This window comes from Paracoccus subflavus (assembly GCF_004310345.1).
Lineage (GTDB): Bacteria > Pseudomonadota > Alphaproteobacteria > Rhodobacterales > Rhodobacteraceae > Paracoccus > Paracoccus subflavus.
In genome coordinates this window covers 226,338-245,239 of the sequence record NZ_SISK01000003.1, presented here as the reverse complement: position 1 = coordinate 245,239, position 18,902 = coordinate 226,338, and the positions used below count along the sequence as shown (strand labels likewise).

General features: G+C 66.3%; 14 protein-coding genes. 5 read left to right on the top strand and 9 right to left on the bottom strand.

The genetic code is table 11. From position 1 onward, the window contains the following. The first annotated feature begins 125 nt into the window (after positions 1-125). The gene (ahr, locus tag EYE42_RS06265) at positions 126-1,148 is read left to right on the top strand and encodes an NADPH-dependent aldehyde reductase Ahr (protein ID WP_130990459.1); all 1,023 of its coding nucleotides are present in this window, start codon (positions 126-128) and stop codon (positions 1,146-1,148) included. Between the two features lie 136 nt (positions 1,149-1,284). On the opposite strand, the gene EYE42_RS06260 is transcribed toward ahr, so the two are convergent. Further along, on the bottom strand, positions 1,285-7,656 hold the full coding sequence (locus EYE42_RS06260; protein ID WP_130990458.1) for a peroxidase family protein: 6,372 nt from the start codon (positions 7,654-7,656) through the stop codon (positions 1,285-1,287). 509 nt (positions 7,657-8,165) lie between these two features. On the opposite strand from EYE42_RS06260, the gene EYE42_RS06255 reads away from it, so the two are divergent. Continuing rightward, positions 8,166-9,467: a sensor histidine kinase gene (locus tag EYE42_RS06255; RefSeq protein ID WP_130990457.1), complete on the top strand. Its 1,302-nt coding sequence runs from the start codon at positions 8,166-8,168 to the stop codon at positions 9,465-9,467. After that, a complete protein-coding gene (locus EYE42_RS06250; RefSeq protein ID WP_130990456.1) occupies positions 9,460-10,095 on the top strand; it encodes a LuxR C-terminal-related transcriptional regulator in 636 nt (211 codons plus the stop codon). The genes EYE42_RS06255 and EYE42_RS06250 overlap by 8 nt, the downstream gene beginning before the upstream one ends. Positions 10,096-10,125: 30 nt before the next feature. Here the strand turns inward: EYE42_RS06250 and EYE42_RS06245 are convergent, their stop codons facing one another. The 6 genes from EYE42_RS06245 to EYE42_RS06220 form a co-directional block, all read right to left on the bottom strand. After that, entirely contained in the window at positions 10,126-11,088 is a 963-nt protein-coding gene (locus EYE42_RS06245) for an NAD(P)/FAD-dependent oxidoreductase (protein ID WP_130990455.1), read from the bottom strand. 124 nt (positions 11,089-11,212) lie between these two features. Beyond that, positions 11,213-11,836, bottom strand: coding sequence for a hypothetical protein (locus EYE42_RS06240; RefSeq protein ID WP_130990454.1), 624 nt, complete (start codon positions 11,834-11,836; stop codon positions 11,213-11,215). Positions 11,837-12,218: 382 nt separating this feature from the next. After that, positions 12,219-12,614 (bottom strand): (R)-mandelonitrile lyase, encoded by a 396-nt coding sequence (locus EYE42_RS06235; RefSeq protein WP_130990453.1) that lies wholly within the window; start codon positions 12,612-12,614, stop codon positions 12,219-12,221. Between the two features lie 97 nt (positions 12,615-12,711). Next, complete coding sequence (locus EYE42_RS06230) at positions 12,712-13,176, bottom strand: hypothetical protein (protein WP_130990452.1); 465 nt, start codon at positions 13,174-13,176, stop codon at positions 12,712-12,714. Positions 13,177-13,190: 14 nt separating this feature from the next. Next, positions 13,191-14,369, bottom strand: coding sequence for a dual-specificity RNA methyltransferase RlmN (rlmN, locus tag EYE42_RS06225; RefSeq protein ID WP_130990451.1), 1,179 nt, complete (start codon positions 14,367-14,369; stop codon positions 13,191-13,193). A 120-nt stretch (positions 14,370-14,489) separates the two neighbouring features. Further along, on the bottom strand, positions 14,490-15,014 hold the full coding sequence (locus EYE42_RS06220) for an invasion associated locus B family protein (RefSeq protein WP_130990450.1): 525 nt from the start codon (positions 15,012-15,014) through the stop codon (positions 14,490-14,492). Positions 15,015-15,168: 154 nt separating this feature from the next. On the opposite strand from EYE42_RS06220, the gene EYE42_RS06215 reads away from it, so the two are divergent. Further along, positions 15,169-16,155 carry an asparaginase gene (locus EYE42_RS06215; RefSeq protein ID WP_130990449.1) on the top strand — a complete coding sequence of 329 codons (987 nt, stop codon included), beginning with the start codon at positions 15,169-15,171 and terminating at the stop codon, positions 16,153-16,155. Here the strand turns inward: EYE42_RS06215 and EYE42_RS06210 are convergent. Next, the gene (locus tag EYE42_RS06210; protein WP_130990448.1) at positions 16,152-16,910 is read right to left on the bottom strand and encodes a TSUP family transporter; all 759 of its coding nucleotides are present in this window, start codon (positions 16,908-16,910) and stop codon (positions 16,152-16,154) included. The two genes, EYE42_RS06215 and EYE42_RS06210, sit on opposite strands and share 4 nt — an antisense overlap. A 112-nt stretch (positions 16,911-17,022) precedes the next feature. Between EYE42_RS06210 and EYE42_RS06205 the strand changes: the two genes are divergently transcribed. After that, a complete protein-coding gene (locus EYE42_RS06205; RefSeq protein WP_130990447.1) occupies positions 17,023-18,024 on the top strand; it encodes an NAD(P)H-dependent flavin oxidoreductase in 1,002 nt (333 codons plus the stop codon). Here the strand turns inward: EYE42_RS06205 and serB are convergent. Then, complete coding sequence (gene serB, locus EYE42_RS06200) at positions 18,014-18,892, bottom strand: phosphoserine phosphatase SerB (RefSeq protein ID WP_130990446.1); 879 nt, start codon at positions 18,890-18,892, stop codon at positions 18,014-18,016. The two genes, EYE42_RS06205 and serB, sit on opposite strands and share 11 nt — an antisense overlap. Positions 18,893-18,902 lie beyond the last annotated feature (10 nt).

Genomic DNA, 18,902 nt, shown 5'->3' with positions numbered 1-18,902 from the left:
CGGCGTCCGGGATGCCGCACCCGGCCCGTCCCACGGAACCGGGCCGATCTGCCCGCGTTGCCTGACGCAACGGACGCGCCAGTTGGCGATCCGGACCTTAACCCCGCACAGGATGGAGACACGTCATGTCAACGATCAGGGCTTGGGCGGCAACTACCGCCGGCGGTCGGCTGGAACCCTTTGAATACGATCCCGGCCCGCTCGGCCCCGAGGATGTGGAGGTCGAGATCGACCATTGCGGGATCTGCCATTCGGACCTGTCGATGCTGGACAACGAATGGGGCATATCGGCCTATCCCTTCGTGCCGGGCCACGAGGCGATCGGCCGCGTCGCCGCCCTGGGCGAGCTTGCGGCGCAGAGGGGGCTTCAGGTCGGGCAGCGGGTCGGCATCGGCTGGAACGTGCGAAGCTGCCTTTACTGCAAGCAGTGCCTTCGCGGCCAGCATCATCTGTGCGAGCGGGTGCAGCCGACCATCATCGGCCATCACGGTGCCTTCGCCGAGCGGGTGCGCGCGCACTGGCTGTGGACGATTCCGATCCCCGAAGGGCTCGACCCTTCGGCCACCGGACCGCTGCTTTGCGGCGGCATCACGGTTTTCGCACCGCTTGCCGACCTCGAGGTGCCGCCCACGGCCCGGATCGGCGTGTTCGGGATCGGCGGTCTTGGGCATATGGCGCTGATGTTCGGGCAGGCATGGGGCTGCGAGGTGACGGCCTTTACCTCGTCGCCGGACAAGGGCGATGAGGCCCGATCCTTCGGAGCCAGCAATGTCGTTTCCAGCCGCGACAGCGATGCCATGGCGCGCCTTGCGGGGCAGTTCGACTATGTGTTTGTGACGGCCAACGCGCCGCTTGACTGGGATGCCATCATCGCCATGCTGGCGCCGCAAGGGCGGCTGCATTTTCTGGGGGCCGTTCTGGAACCGGTTCCGGTGCATGTCATGAATCTTCTGCTGGGGGCCAAGGCCGTCTCGGCCTCGCCCACCGGCTCGCGGGCGGTCATCGACGCGATGCTGGGCTTTGCCGCGCGACACGAGGTCAAGCCGAAGGTCGAGCATTTCCCGATGAGCCGGGTGAACGAGGCGATGGATCACCTGCGCGCCGGCAAGGCCAGCTATCGCATCGTGCTGGACGCCGATTTCGACTGAAACCAGACCGGAAAAGAGCCACGGCCGCCCTGTGCGGCCGTGGCCCCCCTGGTGATGCCGTTCCGGACTTTGCCTTTGCTGCCCGGACTGTCGGGGGCGCGGATCGTGGGTCCGTCGAATCCGCGCCCCGCCGGGCTTACAGAAGAAAGTCTGCGGCCCCCAGGTTGTGCAGGCCCAGAATGCGGATCTGTGCCTCGACGCCGGTGTCGGTGTCGGTATCCAGTTGCACGAAGGTATCGATGCCGTTGTCGGTGATGCGGACCTGGTTCGTGCCTCCGGCGGCAAAGGCCGCGGTTCCGATGAACAGGAAGGGCAGTCCCGCCGCATCGCCGATGTCGATGAGATCCCCGCCCGGCGCCCCCGCCAGGTCGAAGTCGGCGATCACGTCCGATGCCGCGACCGTGCTGTGAGAGACCGCCGCAAAGACGAACCGGTCTTCTCCCAGCCCGCCGGTCAGCAGGTCCAGCCCGGCGCCGCCTTCCAGCCGGTCGTCGCCCCCGCCGCCGTCCAGCGAGTCGTTCCCGTTCATGCCGCTGAGCGTATCGTTGCCGTCGCCGCCCGCCAGGCTGTTGGCCACCCCGCTGCCCAGCACCATGTCGGCGCCGGCGCCGAGGATCAGCGCCTCGACGAACTGGACCCGATCCGACAGCAAGGTGGTGCTGCCCGTGCCGGCCACGGTGGCGACCGAAAAGGACAGATCGACCGACAGGTCGGCCGAATGGGCCGACAGGTCCAGCCGGTCGAACCCGGCACCCCCGACATACAGGTCGCCCGCATCGTCGGATTGCGCCAGCAGCAGGTCGTTGCCGCCGCCCCCGTTCAACGTGTTCGCCACATTGCTTCCCGAGAGGACATCGGCCCCGCCCCCGCCGTTCGCGTTCGAGATGTTGGCGATTGACGTGAAGCCCGACGCGGTTCCCGCCCCCAGATCCACCGCCACACCGGCCGAGGCCGCCGTATAGGCCAGCGTATCGGTGCTGCCCAGCAGGTCCACGTAAATCTCCTCGACCGAGACGCGCGAGGTGAAGCCGGTCAGGGCGGTCAGCACGGCCCCGTTCCAAGTCGCGGACAGGGTCTGGTTGGCCAAGGTGCCGGTGATCGCGATCCGGTCCGTGCCATCGCCGCCATCGACGGCATCGTTGCCGTTGCCCCAGGCAAACAGGATCAGGTCGTCGCCCGCCCCGCCGCTGACCGTGTCGTTGCCCGCTCCGCCCGCAAGAGTGTCGCGGCGATCGCCGCCGGACAACTGGTCCGCGCCCGCCTGCCCGAACAGCACGTCGTTGCCCGCGCCGCCCGTGATGACATCGTTGCCGCCCATCCCATAGACAAGATCGTCATTAGCCGATCCCGCAAAGATGTCGACCGCATTGCTGCCCGTCACCACCTGCAGCCGTTCGGTGCGGCTGAGACCCGCGGTCGTGAAGACCACGTCAAGCTGATGGGTCTGGTTGACGCCAAGCGGCAGAACCAGCGACAGCGTCCCGTCGCTTGCCATGGCAAAGCTGCTGCTGCTTCCCGCCGCCAGGGCAAAGGTGCCGATGACCCCCTGGGCCGTCATCTGCCCGATGACGGACCCGTTCGCCGGCAGGGCGGTGGGGGCCGACTGGACATTCAGGGCCAAGTTGACGTTGATGCCCAGCGGCCTGTCGATGGCGATCGTTTCGTCAGCGAATCTCAGATCCTCGATGTTGCGGATCAGGTCGGTGTCGTCGAAGGCCGCCCGGCCGCCGCCGCCCAGGTCGCGGACGGAAATGAAGCCGTCGCCGTTCACGTCATAGGCGGCCTGGATCAGCGGGCTGGTGCCGATCTGGAATCCCCGGCCCTCGATCTCGTATTCGCTGACGTTGCCGGCAAAGATCGCGGTATCCCTTGCCGTGCCGGGCGCTGCCTTCAGGATTTCGCGCACGATCGACATGTCGCCGGGGTTGATCGTGCGATCCAGAAGCAGCGCGGTCAGCGAGCGTCCCCCAAAGGCCGGGGCCGAGAAGTCGGGCCGGCCGTCGGTGCCCACCGCATAGACCTTGCCGGCAAAGGGACCGGCCGCGGCCTGCGAACTGTTCAGCGATTCCGCCGAATATTCGTTCCCGTCCACCCTGATGCGGATGCGGACGTTCAGCCAGGCATCGCCGTCCAGGACGTCGAAGCCGCCGCGCCCCATCATCTGGTCCGACCCGGCGCCGCCCATGATGATGTTGCCGTCGCGATAGGTCGTGGCCCCGGCGCCGAACAGGGTTTCCAATGCCCCGTCGAACCAGGTCCGCAGCCCCTCGATCCGGTCGATGCCGGCGCCGGTCAGGACGTGATCGTCAAAGGCCAGGTTGGGATCCAGGCCACCCGCGGTGGTGCCGCGGTTGTCGCCCAGCATCACGTCGTTGTGGTTCCAGCCCGACATTGCCTCCATCAGATCAAAGCGGTCGCGCAGGATCTCGGCCGGGACCGAGGTGAAGATCGGGATGTTGAAGTCCCAGTTCGCGCCCGCCACGTCGTATTTGGCGCTTGCCCAGTCAAAGCCGAACATGCCCTCGAACCGCTGGACGCCCGGCCCCGACAGGGCAATGTCGTCCCCTGATTCCAGGTCATAGTCCTGGTCGTTGCCCTGGCCCCAGGCGACATCATGGCCGACGATGGTCGAGTTGAAGAACAGTTCCGAGTTCTCGCCGGCGATGACGTCGAATCCCTCGCCGCCCTCGATCCAGTCGTTGCCCTCGTTGCCCAGCAGATTGTCGGGGCCGGAACTGCCCAGGATGAAGTCGTCGCCCTCGCCGCCGAAGGCCTCGCCTGCGTCCTGGCCGACCAGCAGCGCGTCCTTGCCCTGGCCCCCGAACAGCAGGTTGATGCCCCTGGCCGAGGACACGACGTCGTTTCCGCGTTCACCGCGCAGGAAGTTGTCGCCGAAAGGATCCTCGATGATGTCGTCGCCGTCGCCGCCAAAGACCTGGTCGGCGCCCGCGCCGGCGTTCAGGTAATCATTGCCGCCGTCGCCCCACAGCGCATCGTCGCCCAGATCCGAGGTCAGGCGGTCGTTGCCTTCGGTGCCGCCCAGCACCACATGCTCGCCGCCCCGGAAATGCAGCTCTCCCCCGACCTGATGGCCGTTCGCGTCGGTGACGCCAGAATCCACCCGGATCACCTTGGGGTCGATCGCCTCCAGCAGCGGGTCGTCCCAGACCGGATCGCGGCCCGAATCGCTGCCGTTGTAGTCGCGCTGAGCGATGGCCCCGTCCAGTTCCAGGATCATGTCCGGGGTCAGGAACAGGTTGGCGTTGATGTGGGTGGCGTAATCCCCGCTCAGGGCCGAATTGCGCATCACGATGTCGGCGAAGGTGTTGGCCTCCAGCGCGTCCAGCATGTTCAGGCCCTGCGTCCGGCCCAGGTAATAGAACCGGTCGCCGTTCTGCAACTGCTCCATCTGGTATTCGAAGACAAAGCCGAAGGTGGTGCCCAGCATCCCCCCGAATTCGGTGACCTTTTCGGCCAGGCCGCCGATCCACAGATCGACATTGTCCAGTCCGCCCCGGTCATTGGCCGCGCCATAGGCGCCGCGCCCGTTCAGGAAGTCCAGCCGGTCGGCGTTGGTATAGGTCACGCCGCGGATGGTCACGCCGTCGCCGTTGGTGCCGTCCCCGAACAGCAGCAGCGTCGCCGCCTCGCGCTTGTCGGTCAGGGTGGTGGCACTGGCGATGGCCGCGTGGTTGCCATAGGCCGCAATGAAGTTCGCGATCGAGAACGGGTTCTTCAGGTGCTGCGTGAACTCGGTCCAGCTTGCATAGGGCTTGAGGTCAGGCAGGGCAAAGTCGTTGTAAAGCTGCGTCCTCGCCTCGTTCAGCGAAGGCACGCCCGTCTCGCGCGCCCGGGCGATGTTCAGGGCGGCCAGATCCAGCGGCAGGCCCAGCAGGTTGCTGCGCAGCGCCGGGACGACGAACTCGTCGATCTCGCTGCCCACGTCGGATGTCAGGCCGCGGATGAAGGCCGCCTGCGCCTGGGCCAGATCCGCCCCGCTGCCGGTAAAGGCCTCGGGGTTCAGGAAGGCCTCGATCAGGGTCATCTGTTCGGCGTCGCTGTTGACCGGCAGCAGATCGGCGCCCAGCCGGTCCACCGTGTCGGTCAGCATCGAATGGCCGAAGCGATAGACCGCATGGGCGAATTCCGCCACGATCGAGGGGTCGATATCGGCCGAATTGGTGAACACGAACGGATCAATCCCCGGCTGGATGCGGCGGGCGAATTCCTCGAACACCATGTGCTGATACTGCATCTCGGTCGAGAAGCGCGCGGCCTGGAACATCCGGTCGCCATTCCACAGCAGCGCGTCGATTCCGGCCTGCGTTGTGGGCAGCTCCGTGATCGGTTCCAGCAGCCATTCGTTGATGAACGCCAGGTCGCCGGTTTCCAGGATGGTGTGCTTGTTTTCCTCGACGATGCGGTTGTGTTCGGAATGGAACACCGAATGGATGGATTGCAGGGCGATGTTCTCGTTCCCGCGCCCGTCACCGGATGCGATGTGCAGGTCCAGCATCTCGTCGTCATAGGTGGTCGGGTTGTGGTCGTCGCCCGTCACGTCGTCCGTATCCGCTGTCATCACCCCGTCCGGGATGCCGTCGCGGTTCAGGTCGAAGGTGCCGGGGGCCGCGTGATGGGCGATGTCCACAAGGAAGGCCACGCCCGATTCCATGCTGCCTTCGGTGGTGATGCCCGCGGCCGAGCCTTCCTGAAGCCAGGGCTGGCCGCCTACGGTCAGGGGTTCCATGACCATCTGGGCATAGCCGTTGTCGCCCAGGATCAGGTTGCCATAGGGATCGGTCAGAAGCAGCGGCACCCGGCCGACATCGCTGTCCTGCAAGCGGATGCCCAGCACCGACAGCGCCTGCGCCTTGACATCGGCCCAGTTGCCGATCGCGCCGTCAAGCGATCCGGTCGCGGCCTTGCCGTCGATCAGGCGGCCCGTCGAGACGGCGCGCATCTGGCCGTCCACCTCGATCCGCACCTGTTCGCGCAGAAAGACCTGGTGCGAGGCGTGCGAGGTATAGGTCTGGTTCTGGTCCACAAAGGACGTGGTGGCGTTGACGTGCTGTTCCACGCCGTTTTCATCGACCACCGGCGTCGCGCGGGTCAGCGCCATGAAGCGCAGTTGGGGGGCCAGGTCGTCGGCGGTGTCAAAGACCTGATCCGCGCCGGCGATCAGCGGATCGTCGGCCTGCAAGGGAATATAGACGGTGCCGTTGCCGCCCTTGTTGACCAGATCAAGCCCATGATCGAAGAACTGCCCGAAGATGGTCATGAAGCTGTTGAAGGGTGCCGTCAGCCCGACATCGGGGGAAACGTGGTCGATCACCAGCCCGCCATTGGCCCCGCCCGACAGGCCATAATCCTCGAGCGTCTGGGCCAGAAAGGCCGCCGCGCTCTCGGGCGTGCCGGCGGTGCCTGCCGTCGCGACCGCGGCGTCATAGGCCAGCTGGGCGGCATCCAGTTGGCTCTGCGCCGCATCAAGATCGGTCTGCGTTCCCGCAGCCGTGGTCTGGGCCGTGGAATGCGCCGCCGTGATGGCATCCACGCTGTCGGACGCCGTGCCGGACGGGCCGGTCACCGGCGCATAGGCGTCGGCGGCGGCCTGGGCCGCAGGCAGGTCGGTCGCGTCGATCACCGAATCGCCGTCCAACGCGTCCAGCGCCCCCAGCAGGGCTGTGGCGGCGTCGGCCGTCGCCTGTGCTTCGGGTGTGGTCAGGCCATTCAGGGCGTCCAGCACCAGATTGGCCGCAGTCTGCGCCGCCAGCGCCGCATCGACCGCAGCCGTATACAGCAGGGTCTCGTTTCCCGAAGGCGCGGCAAGCTCGTCAATCAGGTCGGTCAGCGCCTGCGCGGCGGCATCGGCGGCAAGGGCCGCGTTCTGGGCCAGAGGCTCGGCAGTCGCATAGCGGGTCAATGTATCGGTGGCGGCGTTGTGGGCGGCCAGGGCCGCCGCATGTTCGCCCGTTTCGACCGTCAGCACCTGCTCGGCCGCGGTAACCGCCGCGCTGGCCCCCTTTGCGTTCAGCGTGGCCTGATAGGCCGCCGAAACCGCGTTCACGGCCGATGTGGCATCGGTTCCCGTGATCCCGATCGCCTTCAGCGCGGCATAGATCGCCGCCGGGTTCGCGGGGGTCTGGTCCACGATCAGGTTCGAGATCGTCCGGGGATCGCTGTCCACCACGTTTCCGCCGGTGCCATAATCGGTGTTCGTCACCCCGTGAAAGGGCACCTCGTCGCCCTCGTTGGAATACACGGGGTCCAGAAGGCGCGGGAACGGCGTGCTGACGGCGCCGTTGTCCTCGGTTCCCGGCAGCAGGTTGTTGTCCTTTCCGTCAACGGTACGAAGACCAGCCGGCATCAGCGCCGCGTCCGCCGCGCTGACCCCATAGACTGCCTGGATGGCCTCGGTGGTCGTCATCCCCCCTGCATCAAGCTCGGCCACTTCGATCTGTTTGAGAATGAATTCCAGGTCGTGCCGGTTAACATGAAAACTCGTTGCCATTGTCCTCTCCCATGGACTGATGAAAGGAGTGTCCGCCGGAGGCGTCATCCGACGCCCGACCCCTGCGCTTTCGCAGCGTGGCGAATCTCCGAGACAGATGTCGAAAACGGACCGCTACATTCGTCGGTCTGCCTTCGAGAAGATCACATTACGCCGATCCGATGGCCGACCGATACGGACCTGGGTCCGACGGAATGGCGACTTTCGTCTGAAACAGGCTCGCGAATTCGATAATGCAGACGACACGCAGACAAATACCCTGCGGTTATCAATTTAAACGCGATAAATTATATAAATACTCAACCTTGGATAAATTCCTGCAGGTGTTGTCCGGAAAACAAGACTCTCCTGCACTTTTTCTGAAATAAAAACCCGGCGGGAGGGCCTCTTTCCGCCGCTGATCGCCCTAGCTTTTAGGATTCGGCAGGTGTAAGCGTCATGAGAGGGAAAAAACGTTAAAGGTTGCCGGATATTCCAGCAGTCTGGAAGTCCTGCCAGGGTGGCGCGGAATGCTGCGCAAGTATTTGTCTGCCGGTGTCATGATCCTCATGATAGGAATGGCTTGCCTGGGCATCTGGTTCGTGTCGCGCCTGAGCCGGACCATCGAGGCTGAGGTGGGCTATCGGGCGGGCAATCTTCTGGAAACCACGTTGGCCCAATATGCCGACGACTTTGCCGCAGGCCCCCTGACCCCTGCCATCCGGGCACGGCTGGATGCGCATTTCCAGCAGATTTCCCGGTCGATCGGCGTGTTCGACATGATCGTATGGGCGCCGACGGGACAGGTTCTTTATGCCGCCCGCGACGACATCACGGGCCAGGTGTTTCCGATCGGTTCCCAGTTGCAAGAGGCCATGGCCGGCCAGGTCAGCGTCGAGATCAATGACAATCTTCATGCCGGTCCTTCGGCCGGCTTCGCGGCCCCGCACGCCAAATTCTTCGAGATTTACGTGCCGATCAGACTTGCGGGGGAAAACCGGATCGTCGCGGTGGCCGAATATTATCAAGAAGCCGTCGAGGCGTCCAAGGTCCTGACAAGAATCCGCTGGCAGATGTGGGCCGCGATCATCACGGTCGGGGTGTTCTTTATCCTTGTCCTTTATTTTCTGCTGCGTCAGGGCGATGCCGTCCTGTCGCGCCAGCGCAGCGAATTCGGCAACCGTCTGACCGGCCTTGCCCGGCAGCAAAAGCGCCAGGAAAATCGCCTGACTCAATTGCATGCCGACATTCATGACGGCATCGGCCAACTGCTGACGGTGGCGTTGCTGCGGATGAAGCCCGCCCCGGACGGCGATCCCGCCGATCGGGACGAGCGGGCGGTTCGGACCATTCTCGAGGAGGCGATGAACGAGGTGCAGGCGCTGCTGAGCGGCACAAGCCAGAGCCAGCCGCCAGACATGCCGCTGGCCCAGGCCATCGGTGCGGTCGTGGCCGATCACATCAGGCGAACCGGAACCGGGGTCGATCTGGTCCTGGACCCCGATCTGGCCGAACCGTCGCCGCCCATCCGCACGGCGGTCTGCCGGTTCGTGCGCGAAGGGCTGCACAACGCCTTCAAGCACGCCGGGGGCACGGATCAGCAGGTGATCGTGCGCCCCGCCCAGGCCGGGTTGGAGGTGTCGGTGATCGACGGCGGGCGTCCCCCGACCGCGCCCGCCGATCCCGCTCTGCACGAGCCTGTGGGCCTGGCGACTCTGCGCCGCCGCATCGAACACCTGGGGGGCACGGTCGGGCTGGTTCGCCACGCTGGCGCGCGAACGCAGTTGCGCGCCACCTTTCCCCTTTTCAGCGCGGAGACACTTGATGCGTAACGTCACGGTTGCAATCGTCGATGACCATCCCATCGTCTGCGAGGGGCTGGCCAAGATCGTTTCTGAATGCGAGGAGTTTTCCGTGATCGGCGTGGCGGTCACGGCCAGCGAGGCGACGGCCCTGACGCTGGAACGCCGGCCCGATCTTCTGATCCTCGACCTGAACATTCCCGGCGGAGGGATGAGCGTCATCTGCGATCTGGCGCGGCAGGCCACCGGCACCCGGATCGTCGTGCTGTCGATGTCGGAAGCCCCCGACGACGTGATCGGGGCGCTGCGGCTGGGCGCGGCGGCCTATGTCCTCAAGGGCACCGGCGGCGCGGAACTGTGCGCCATCCTGCGGGCGGTGGCCGAAGGCGGCTGCTATGTCACCCCCCACCTGGCCGCCCGGCTGATCGCGGCCGCCGAGCCGCCGAAGGCCGCCGCCGGACATCCCGAGGATGCGCGGATGCTGAGCAAGCGCGAGGCCGAGATCTATGCCCTGGTCCGGCAAGGATGCTGCAACAAGGACATCGGCCGCCGCCTGAGCCTGAGCGAGAAGACCGTCAAGCATTACCTGACGAACATGTTCAAGAAGCTGGAGGTCCGCAACCGCACCGAACTTGCCCTGCACGCGCCCTGGATCTGATCATTCCGGGGCGTCGCGGCCGGGGTCGGCTTACAGGCTGTCGGCGACGCATCGCCCCTCGCGCAGCCGCAGCAGATTGTGCACATGGGTTGCCGCGATCTCGCCTTGGGCCATGGCGACGGCGATCTGGTTCAACCCCGTGACGACATCGCCGGCGGCGAACACCTTGGACACGGATGTCTCTTGGTGACCGCCGGTGCCGATCCGCCCGTCATCGGCAAGGGTCACGCCCAGGCGGTGGGCCAGATCGTTCCGGGGGTCGTTTCCCAGACCCGAATAAACCGCCGCGAAATCCAGCCGCTGCCCGGAAGCAAGACAGACCCCAACCCCCCGGTCCCCATTCGCCTGATCCCCGCCGGCCTGTCCGAAAATCCAGGACCGGACAGGGTCGCGGACCATCCGCACCCCGGCCCGTTGCAGCTTGGCCAGGATGTCTTCGGACAGATCCGGGCTTTCACCCAGGGTCAGGATCGACACCTCGGCGGTGTAATGGCTTAGAAACAGGGCCTCTCCGGCGGCGCAGGCCCCGGCGCCGATGACCGCGACGGGCTTGTCCGTCAGCTCATAGGCGTCGCAGACGGGACATTGCCGGATCAGCCCTTCGCGGATGTGGCGCAGTGGATCGTCCACCGGTGGCAACCGGTCGCGGACCCCGGTCGCCAGGATCAGATGGTCGGCCAGAAGGGTCTGTCCCGCCACCCGCACCGCGAACAGGCCATCGGGCCGTCGTTCGGCATCCGTGGCCTGGCCCTGAACCGCCGTGACCCCGAACTGCTGCATCTGCTGGCGCATCCGGTCCAGCAAGTCGCCGCCCCGGATTCCGTCGGGATAGCCCGGATGGTTGTGCGACCGGGGAATCAGCGCCGCCCGGCTGTGCCCCTTGTCGATCAGCGCCACCCGCCGCCGAAACCGCGCCAGATAGATCGCGGCCGACATGCCGGCCGGCCCGCCGCCGATGACGACGCAGTCGAAGGAAACCGGCCCGCCGCTCATCGCACCGCCCCCGGTGCGGCAAGACAGGTGGATTGGTCCGGCCCTGCCGGATCGGCGTGACGACAGGCATTCCGAAGGCCTGCGGCAGGTCGGCAGGATCGGTCGCCAAGGGGAATCACGGGCATCAATTCAGGTGTGTCCGGCCATGGCGCAGATATTCCTCGTCCAGCAGGCCCATCAGTTGCAGCCGCAGATCGCCCGGCAGACCGCCCTTGCGTTTCGCGGCAATCGCCCGCAGCAGGGCCGCCTCGACCAGCCTGTCGGCCGAGGCCTTGTCGGGCATCATGCCACCGGACCGACGGATCATGTCAAGCACGATCTGTTCCATGCTCTCGTCACGATGCGGTCCCATGCTGCGCTGCTGCTGGCGAAGGTCGTGCAGAATCGGTCCAGCGCTGATTGGCCGGGGATAGGTGCGCTGCTGCGGAAACCGCTGATGCAGGGTTTGCGCCCCCTGGGCCGGCAGGTCGTCCGTCAGGACGACAAAGGGCATCCCCATGGACCGCAGGGCATTCGCGATGGCAAAACACCGGTCGTCGTCCGTGCCGATGTCCAGGATCGCGGCCTGGGCCTGTGCCGCCTGGCTGATCGCCTCGTCGATATCGGCAAAGGGTCCGACAACCACATCCCCGGCCGCCCTGATTTCCTGTTCCAACCGGGTCGGAAACAGGCTGCCCTTTCGGACGATCAGGATGCGCAATGAGGTTCTGGCCCTTGGGGCATCCGGCATTCGGTCAAATATGGCCATCAGGCAATCCCGGTTTTTCGCGATCCGTCCCGCTGTCCCATGCCCCGGCCGGATGACGACCGGAAAGGCCGCCCTGGCCCGCAGGGGCCATGCCAAGGGCAGGATTGGGATTTCTGCGGCTCTTTGAATCGCTCATCGTCATGACCCTCAGGCATCCGGGCGGCCCATCAGGCGCCGGGACAGAAGAACCCGATATGCCCGGACAGGTTCCGCCGGGACACCGATTAGGGGTGGAACATCAATCCGAACAAAGGCGATCGGCGGAAGGGCCCGTTCTGCGGCCGTTGTTTTGTGGAAAGCCGGACCGGCATTGGCGACAGGGAAAGGGCACGCTGTCCGGCCGCCCCGGCCCAAGGGACAGGCACGGCATTCGGCCGGGAAATCAGGCGCCGTAATCGGCGTCGCTGACATGCTCCATCCAGGTGACAGCCGTGCCGTCCTGCATCTCGTGGATGGCGATATGGCTCATGGCCGTCTGCGGAGAGGCGCCGTGCCAGTGGCGCTCGTTGGGGGCGAACCAGACCACATCGCCGGGCCGGATATCCTCGACCGGGCCGCCCTGGCGCTGTGCCCGGCCCAGCCCGGCGGTCACGATCAGCGTCTGGCCCAAGGGATGGGTATGCCAGGCGGTGCGGGCGCCTGGTTCAAAGGTGACAAGCGCCCCCTGCACCCGGTCGGGCGCGGCGCGGTTGAACAGCGCGTCGATGCGAACCTGCCCGGTGAACCAGTCGGCCGGGCCGGGCCGTGAGGGCGTCTGGCCCGCGCGGAAGATGTTCATATGGTTCTCCTGCAACCGGGTTTAACAGCATGGTCGACTCGGCAGAGTCGATCAGAGCGCAACCATGGAACAGCAGATGAGACATTGGCCTCTTCCATCAAAACTCTAGTTCCATAGCGTGATCCTTGTCGATCGCGTCGTCCCACTCGATGCGTATCTTAATTTTCCTACCAAACTTCAGTTTTACAAAGAAATCCAAATCAACGGATTGTTGAGGGTGCAGCAACGATTTTGGAAAGTTGCGATAGATTGTGTCCGGTATCAAAGAGGTCGACTGTCGATCGCCCAGATCGGTAAGTCTCACGTTGCAAGCAACACCTTTTCCTGCATTGCAAATTCTGAGGATGGAAAACTGGGGGCTATTCCTGGGTATGATCTCGGCGATAAATCTTGCCGCCTTGTCCTCATGAACCGCCGCTGTTTCGCGATCAATCAGAAGCCTGTTCAGCCTGTCGGTCGTGGCGCCAAACTGATTGGTCTTTCGCATGGAAACAAGCGAAACAACAAGCGCAGCCAAGGCAACTGCAAGGCTTCCGATACTGCTCAGATCATCGGCATCCATCGTTCCACCCGAAGTCACGTGTGATGCGATACGTCAGCCACAACCTCCGCCCGCGATCTCCGCCCCCGCTCGGTTGCCGACTTCAACTGCCCGCAGGCAGCCATGATGTCCTCGCCGCGCGGGGTTCGGATCGGGCTGGCATAGCCCGCGTGATAGATGATGTCGGCGAATGCGTGGATGCGGTTGTTGCTGGAGCGTCTATAGGGCGCGCCGGGCCATTCGTTGAAGGGGATCAGGTTGATCTTGGCCGGGATGCCCCGGATCAGGTCCACCAGCCGGTGCGCATCCTCGTCGCTGTCGTTCACGCCGGCCAGCATCACGTATTCAAAGGTGATGCGTTCGCTGTTCGACAGGCGCGGATACTCGCGCAGCGCGTCCAGCAGCGCGGCGATGTTCCAGCGTCGGTTGATCGGCACCAGCACATCGCGAACCGCGTCGGTGGTCGCGTGGAAGCTGACGGCCAACTGGCAGCCGATCTCCCGCGCGGTGCGGGCAATTTCGGGCACCACGCCGCTGGTGGACAGGGTGATGCGGCGGCGCGACAGCGACAGCCCTTCGTTGTCCATGCAAACGCGCATCGCATCGCGCACGGCGTCAAAGTTGTACAGCGGTTCGCCCATCCCCATCAGGACGATGTTGCTGACCAGCCGGGTTTCATCCTTGGGCGCGCCGGGCTGCGGCCATTCCCCCAGGTCGTCGCGCGCCAGCATCAGTTGCCCGACGATTTCCCCGGCGGTCAGGTTGCGCACCAGCTTCTGCGTGCCGGTGTGGCAGAACGAACAGGTCAGCGTGCAGCCGACCTGGCTGCTGACGCAGAGCGTGCCGCGCCCTTCCTCGGGGATATAGACCGTTTCGACCTCGTGGCCCCCGGCGATGCGGACCAGATACTTGCGCGTGCCATCGGCGCTGATCTGGTGGGTCACGATCTCGGGCAGGGAAATCTCGAACCGCTCGGCCAGCAGGGCGCGATAGTCCTTGGCCAGGTTCGACATTTGCGCGAAATCGCGCACGCCCCAGTGATAGACCCATTGCCAGACTTGGCCCACCCGCATCCTGGCCTGCTTTTCCGGCGTGCCCGCGTCGATCAGCGCCTGGCGCAACTGGTCGCGCGTCAGCCCGATGATGTTCACCCGCCCGCTGTCGGGCAACTTGCGGGGAAGGGTCAGGACATCCTGCGTGATGGGCGCGTTCATGGGTCAACCGGCATTGGGGAAGACCCGCAGATAAGCCAAACGGGGCCGAAAATCAACCGGCCTCGCCCGTCATTCCGGTTCATATATCACGGGGGTGCGGGGGCGGGGGCCCGTATGGCATTACTGGCAGCGTTCCCGCGCGGTGTTCGTGGCCGCCGTGATGCCTGCCAGGCTGAAGGTGTCCTTGGTCACGGTGCCGCGCGACGACCGGCCGGTGACAACCGCATTCGACCCCCCGCGCAGGGCGGCGATCAGCCGTTCGTCGTCGGCCGCGCTGCCGGTCCAGGCGCTCTCGCCCTCGGTGAACAGGTTGAACTTGGTGCCGCCGATATCCACCTCGACCGTGCTGTCGGGGGCAAAGGGATAGCCGCCGCTGAACGACACCTCGCCCCCTTGGCCGGGGCGATAGGCCACGTACAGGCGGATGTCGCCGCGCGTCACCTCGCGCGGGGCGCCGTTGGCATCGGTATTCTGCGTGGCGCGCGGCGGCGATACGGCCCAGCACTCCTGGGGGTTGTCCGCCGCGAAGACCGTCCAGTCCCCTTCGGTCGCGACGACATTGGTCGATTCCTGCGCCGATGCCGCCGACAGCCCTACCGTCAGGGCCAGGGCGGCGGTCATGCCGCGCAGCGTGGTGTTGGTCATGCTCTGGCCTCCTGCCATAGGTTTCGCCGCTTCAGGGGCGTTCTTCCCGATCGCTGTGGTCTTTTCAACCATCTGCGGTCAGGATAGCCAAAATCACCCTGCGCAAAAGAGCGCAAGGCAGGAAATCGCGCATTTGTCAGGAGGGGAACGGACAATGCGGCCGGCAGACCTGATCGAACTGTGGCGCGGCGGGCAGCGCGAAAGCCTGCACTGCGGGAATGCCGTGATCTGCGACACCAAAGGCGTGGTCGAGGCCTGGGGGCAGCCCGGGCGGATCGTCTTTCCGCGATCGTCGTGCAAGATGATCCAGGCCCTGCCCCTGATCGAAAGCGGGGCCGCCGACGCGGCGGGGCTGACCGAGCGGCATCTGGCCCTGGCCTGCGCCAGCCACAGCGGCGCGCGGCTGCATGTGGATGCCGTGGGCGGCTGGGTGGCGGGGCTGGGCCTGGACGAATCCCATCTGCTGTGCGGCTGCCACATGCCCCACGACGCCGATGAGAACCGCCGGCTGACCTGTTCCGACGACAGGCCCGGCCCGCTGCACAACAACTGCTCGGGCAAGCACGCGGGCTTTCTGACGCTGAACCGGCATCTGGGCGGCGGGTCCGATTACGTCGATCCCGGCCATCCCGTCCAGAAGGCCGTCAAGGCCGCCTTCGAGGAGGTCACCGCCGAGGTCAGCCCCGGTTTCGGCATCGACGGCTGCTCGGCCCCGAACTGGTCCTGTTCGCTGGCGGGACTGGGCCGGGCCATGGCGCGGTTCGCCGATCCGGGCGGCGACCTGCGTGGCCAGGCCATGCGGCGACTGGTGGATGCGATGCGCGCTCATCCCGACCTGGTGGCGGGCGAGGGGCGGGCCTGCACGATCCTGATGCGCGCCATGGGCGGCCGGGTCGCCGCCAAGACCGGGGCCGAGGCGGTGTTCGTGGCGATCCTGCCCGATCAGGGCCTGGGCTTGGCGCTGAAGGTGACGGACGGCGCCATGCGCGCGGCCGAGGCGGCGATCACGGCGCTGCTGGTGCATGTGGGCGCGCTGGACAAGGGCGATCCGGCCGTGGCGCACTTCCTGACCGGGCCGATCCGAAACTGGCGCGGCCTTGTCACCGGCGAGATGCGGACCGCCCCCGGCTTTCCGTCCTAGACCATCTGCCAGATCAGCCGCAGCGCCAGCGCAGCCGAGGTCGCGACCAGCAAGGGCTTGATCAGCCGCGCGCCGATCCGGCTGGCCAGCCGCGCGCCCAGCATGGCCCCCCCGATCTGCGCGGCCCCCATGACGATGCCCAGCAGCCACAGGGGTTGGCCCACCACGACAAAGGCCAGCAGCGCCCCCAGGTTCGAGGCAAAGTTCAGCAGCTTGGTATGCGCGGTGGCCTTCAGCACCCCGTATCCGGCCAGCGTGACAAAGGCGATCATATAGAACGACCCGGCCCCGGGCCCCAGGAACCCGTCATAGAACCCGATCAGCGGCACGGCAGTCAGGGCAAAGGCGGCAGGCGCCACGCGCTGCACCCGGTCCAGATCGTCCAGCCCCGGCTTGAAGGCAAAGAAAGCGGCGATGGCGATCAGGATCACCGGCAGCACCAGCCGCAACTGGTCGGTCGGCAGATAGCTGACAAGCGCCGCGCCGACCGCCCCGGCGATGCCTGCGATCAGCGCCGGTTTCCACTGGCTGCGCAGATCGACCAGGCCGCGGGATGCATAGCTGATCGCCGCCGTCGCCGCGCCAAAGACCCCCTGGACCTTGTTCGTGGCCAGGGCCTGCGCGGGCGGGATGCCCGCCAGCATCAGCGCGGGCAGGGTGATCAGTCCACCCCCCCCGGCGATCGAATCGATGAAGCCCGCCGCGAAACCGGCGGCGGCGAGAAGCAGGAACAGCTCAAGGGACAGCTCGATCATGGAGGGGCAATGTGATTTCGGCCGGGTTTTGTAAAGGTCGGCCAGACCGGGGGTTTCAGACCCCCGGACTCCCGTGGGATATTTGCACCAAGACAATGAAGCAGGAGGGGACATGTTCGACCGATTGAAACACCGCGTGGTGCAGGCGCCCATGGCAGGCACATCGACGCCCGAACTGGCGATGGCGGTCTGCAAGGCGGGCGGACTGGGATTTGTGGCGCTGGGTGCTCTGGACGCCCGGAACGCGGCCAAGGCGATCGGGGCAGTGCGGCAGGGGACGGACCAGCCATTCGGGGTCAACCTGTTCTGTCATGCGCCTGCCCGGCGCGACGGGGCACGCGAGGCCGCCTGGATCGACCGCCTGCGCCCTGAATTCGGACGTTTCGGGGCCGAACCGCCCGACAGGCTGTCCGAAATCTATCCCGGCTTTCGCGGCAACGACGCCATGCTGTCGGTGCTGCTGGCGGAACGGCCCGCGATCGTTGGCTGCCACTTCGGTCTGCCCGGCCCGGACCAGATCGCGGCATTGAAGGGGGCGGGGTGCAGGCTGTGGGCCACCGCGACATCGCTGGCCGAGGGGCAGGCCATCAAGGATGCCGGCTTCGACGCGATCGTGGCCCAGGGGTATGAGGCAGGCGGCCACCGCGGCATCTTCGATCCTGACGGCCCGGATGCGCGGCTGGATCATTTGCAGTTGACCCGCCTCCTGTTGCCGTTGGGCCTGCCGATCGTGGCGGCGGGGGCGATCATGGACCGGGCCGCGGCCCGGGCCGCGAGGGATGCGGGCGCCGCGGCCGTGCAATGCGGCACCGCTTTTCTGCGCGCGCCCGATGCCGCGACGCCCCCGGCCCATCGCGCGGCCCTGTCGGGCGGGCGCACGGTCATGACCCGCGCCATTTCGGGCCGTGCGGCGCGCTGCCTGGTGAACGACTTCACCGTCATCGACGACGCAGAGGCGGCGGATTATCCGGTGGCCTATGATCTGGGCAAGGCGCTGCACGCCGCGGCGATGGCGCGGGGCCATGCCGGATACGGCGCCTTCTGGGCGGGCACCGGCGCTGCGGCCAGCGTGGAGCGCCCGGCGGCGGACACGGTGCTGGCGATCAGCCCGTGACGAAATCGCGGACGGAATAGCCTTGCAGGTACAAAAGCGCGGTCAGGTCGCCATGGTCGATGCGGACCGGGGCCTGCGCCGCGACGCTGGGCTTGGCGTGCAGCGCGACGCCGGTTCCCGCAAGCTGGATCATGTCCAGGTCGTTGGCACCGTCGCCCACCGCGATCACGTCCGCCGGGGTCAGGCCGCGCGCGTGGGCGATCTGGACCAGCGCCTCGACCTTGGCCTCGCGGCCCAGGATCGGCAGGGCGACCCGGCCGGTCAGCAAACCCCCTTGGGCCAGCAGGGTGTTGGCGCGGTGTTCGTCGAACCCCAGCCGGTCGGCGACGGATTCGGTGAATGCGGTAAAGCCGCCCGACACTAGGGCCGCATAGCCGCCATGGGCGCGCATCGTCGCCACCAGTTCGGCCCCGCCCGGGGCCATGGTGATGCGCGAGGCCAGAACCTCCGCGATCACGCTGTCGCGCAGCCCCGTCAGCAGCGACACCCGTTCCGTCAGGGCACCGTTGAAGTCCAACTCTCCGTTCATGGCGCGGGCGGTGATGGCGGCCACGCGGGGGCCGACGCCCGCGACATGGGCCAGTTCGTCGATGCATTCCTGGCCGATCATGGTGGAATCCATGTCGGCCAGCAGGATTTTCTTGCGGCGCCCGTCGGTCGGCTGGATCGCCAGATCCAGGGTCTGATCGTTCAGGTCGGTCCGGGCCGCGTCGAAATCCGCCGGGCGCGCCACGACATCGAATTCGGCGGCGACGGCTGGGTTCAGCCAGCGCAGCGGCCCGCCGTCCCAGCGACGGGCAAGGTCTTGGGCCACGGCCTCGGTCAGGTTGGCGCGCAGGGGCGATGCGATCAGCGAAACGGTGAACATGGCCGTGGAC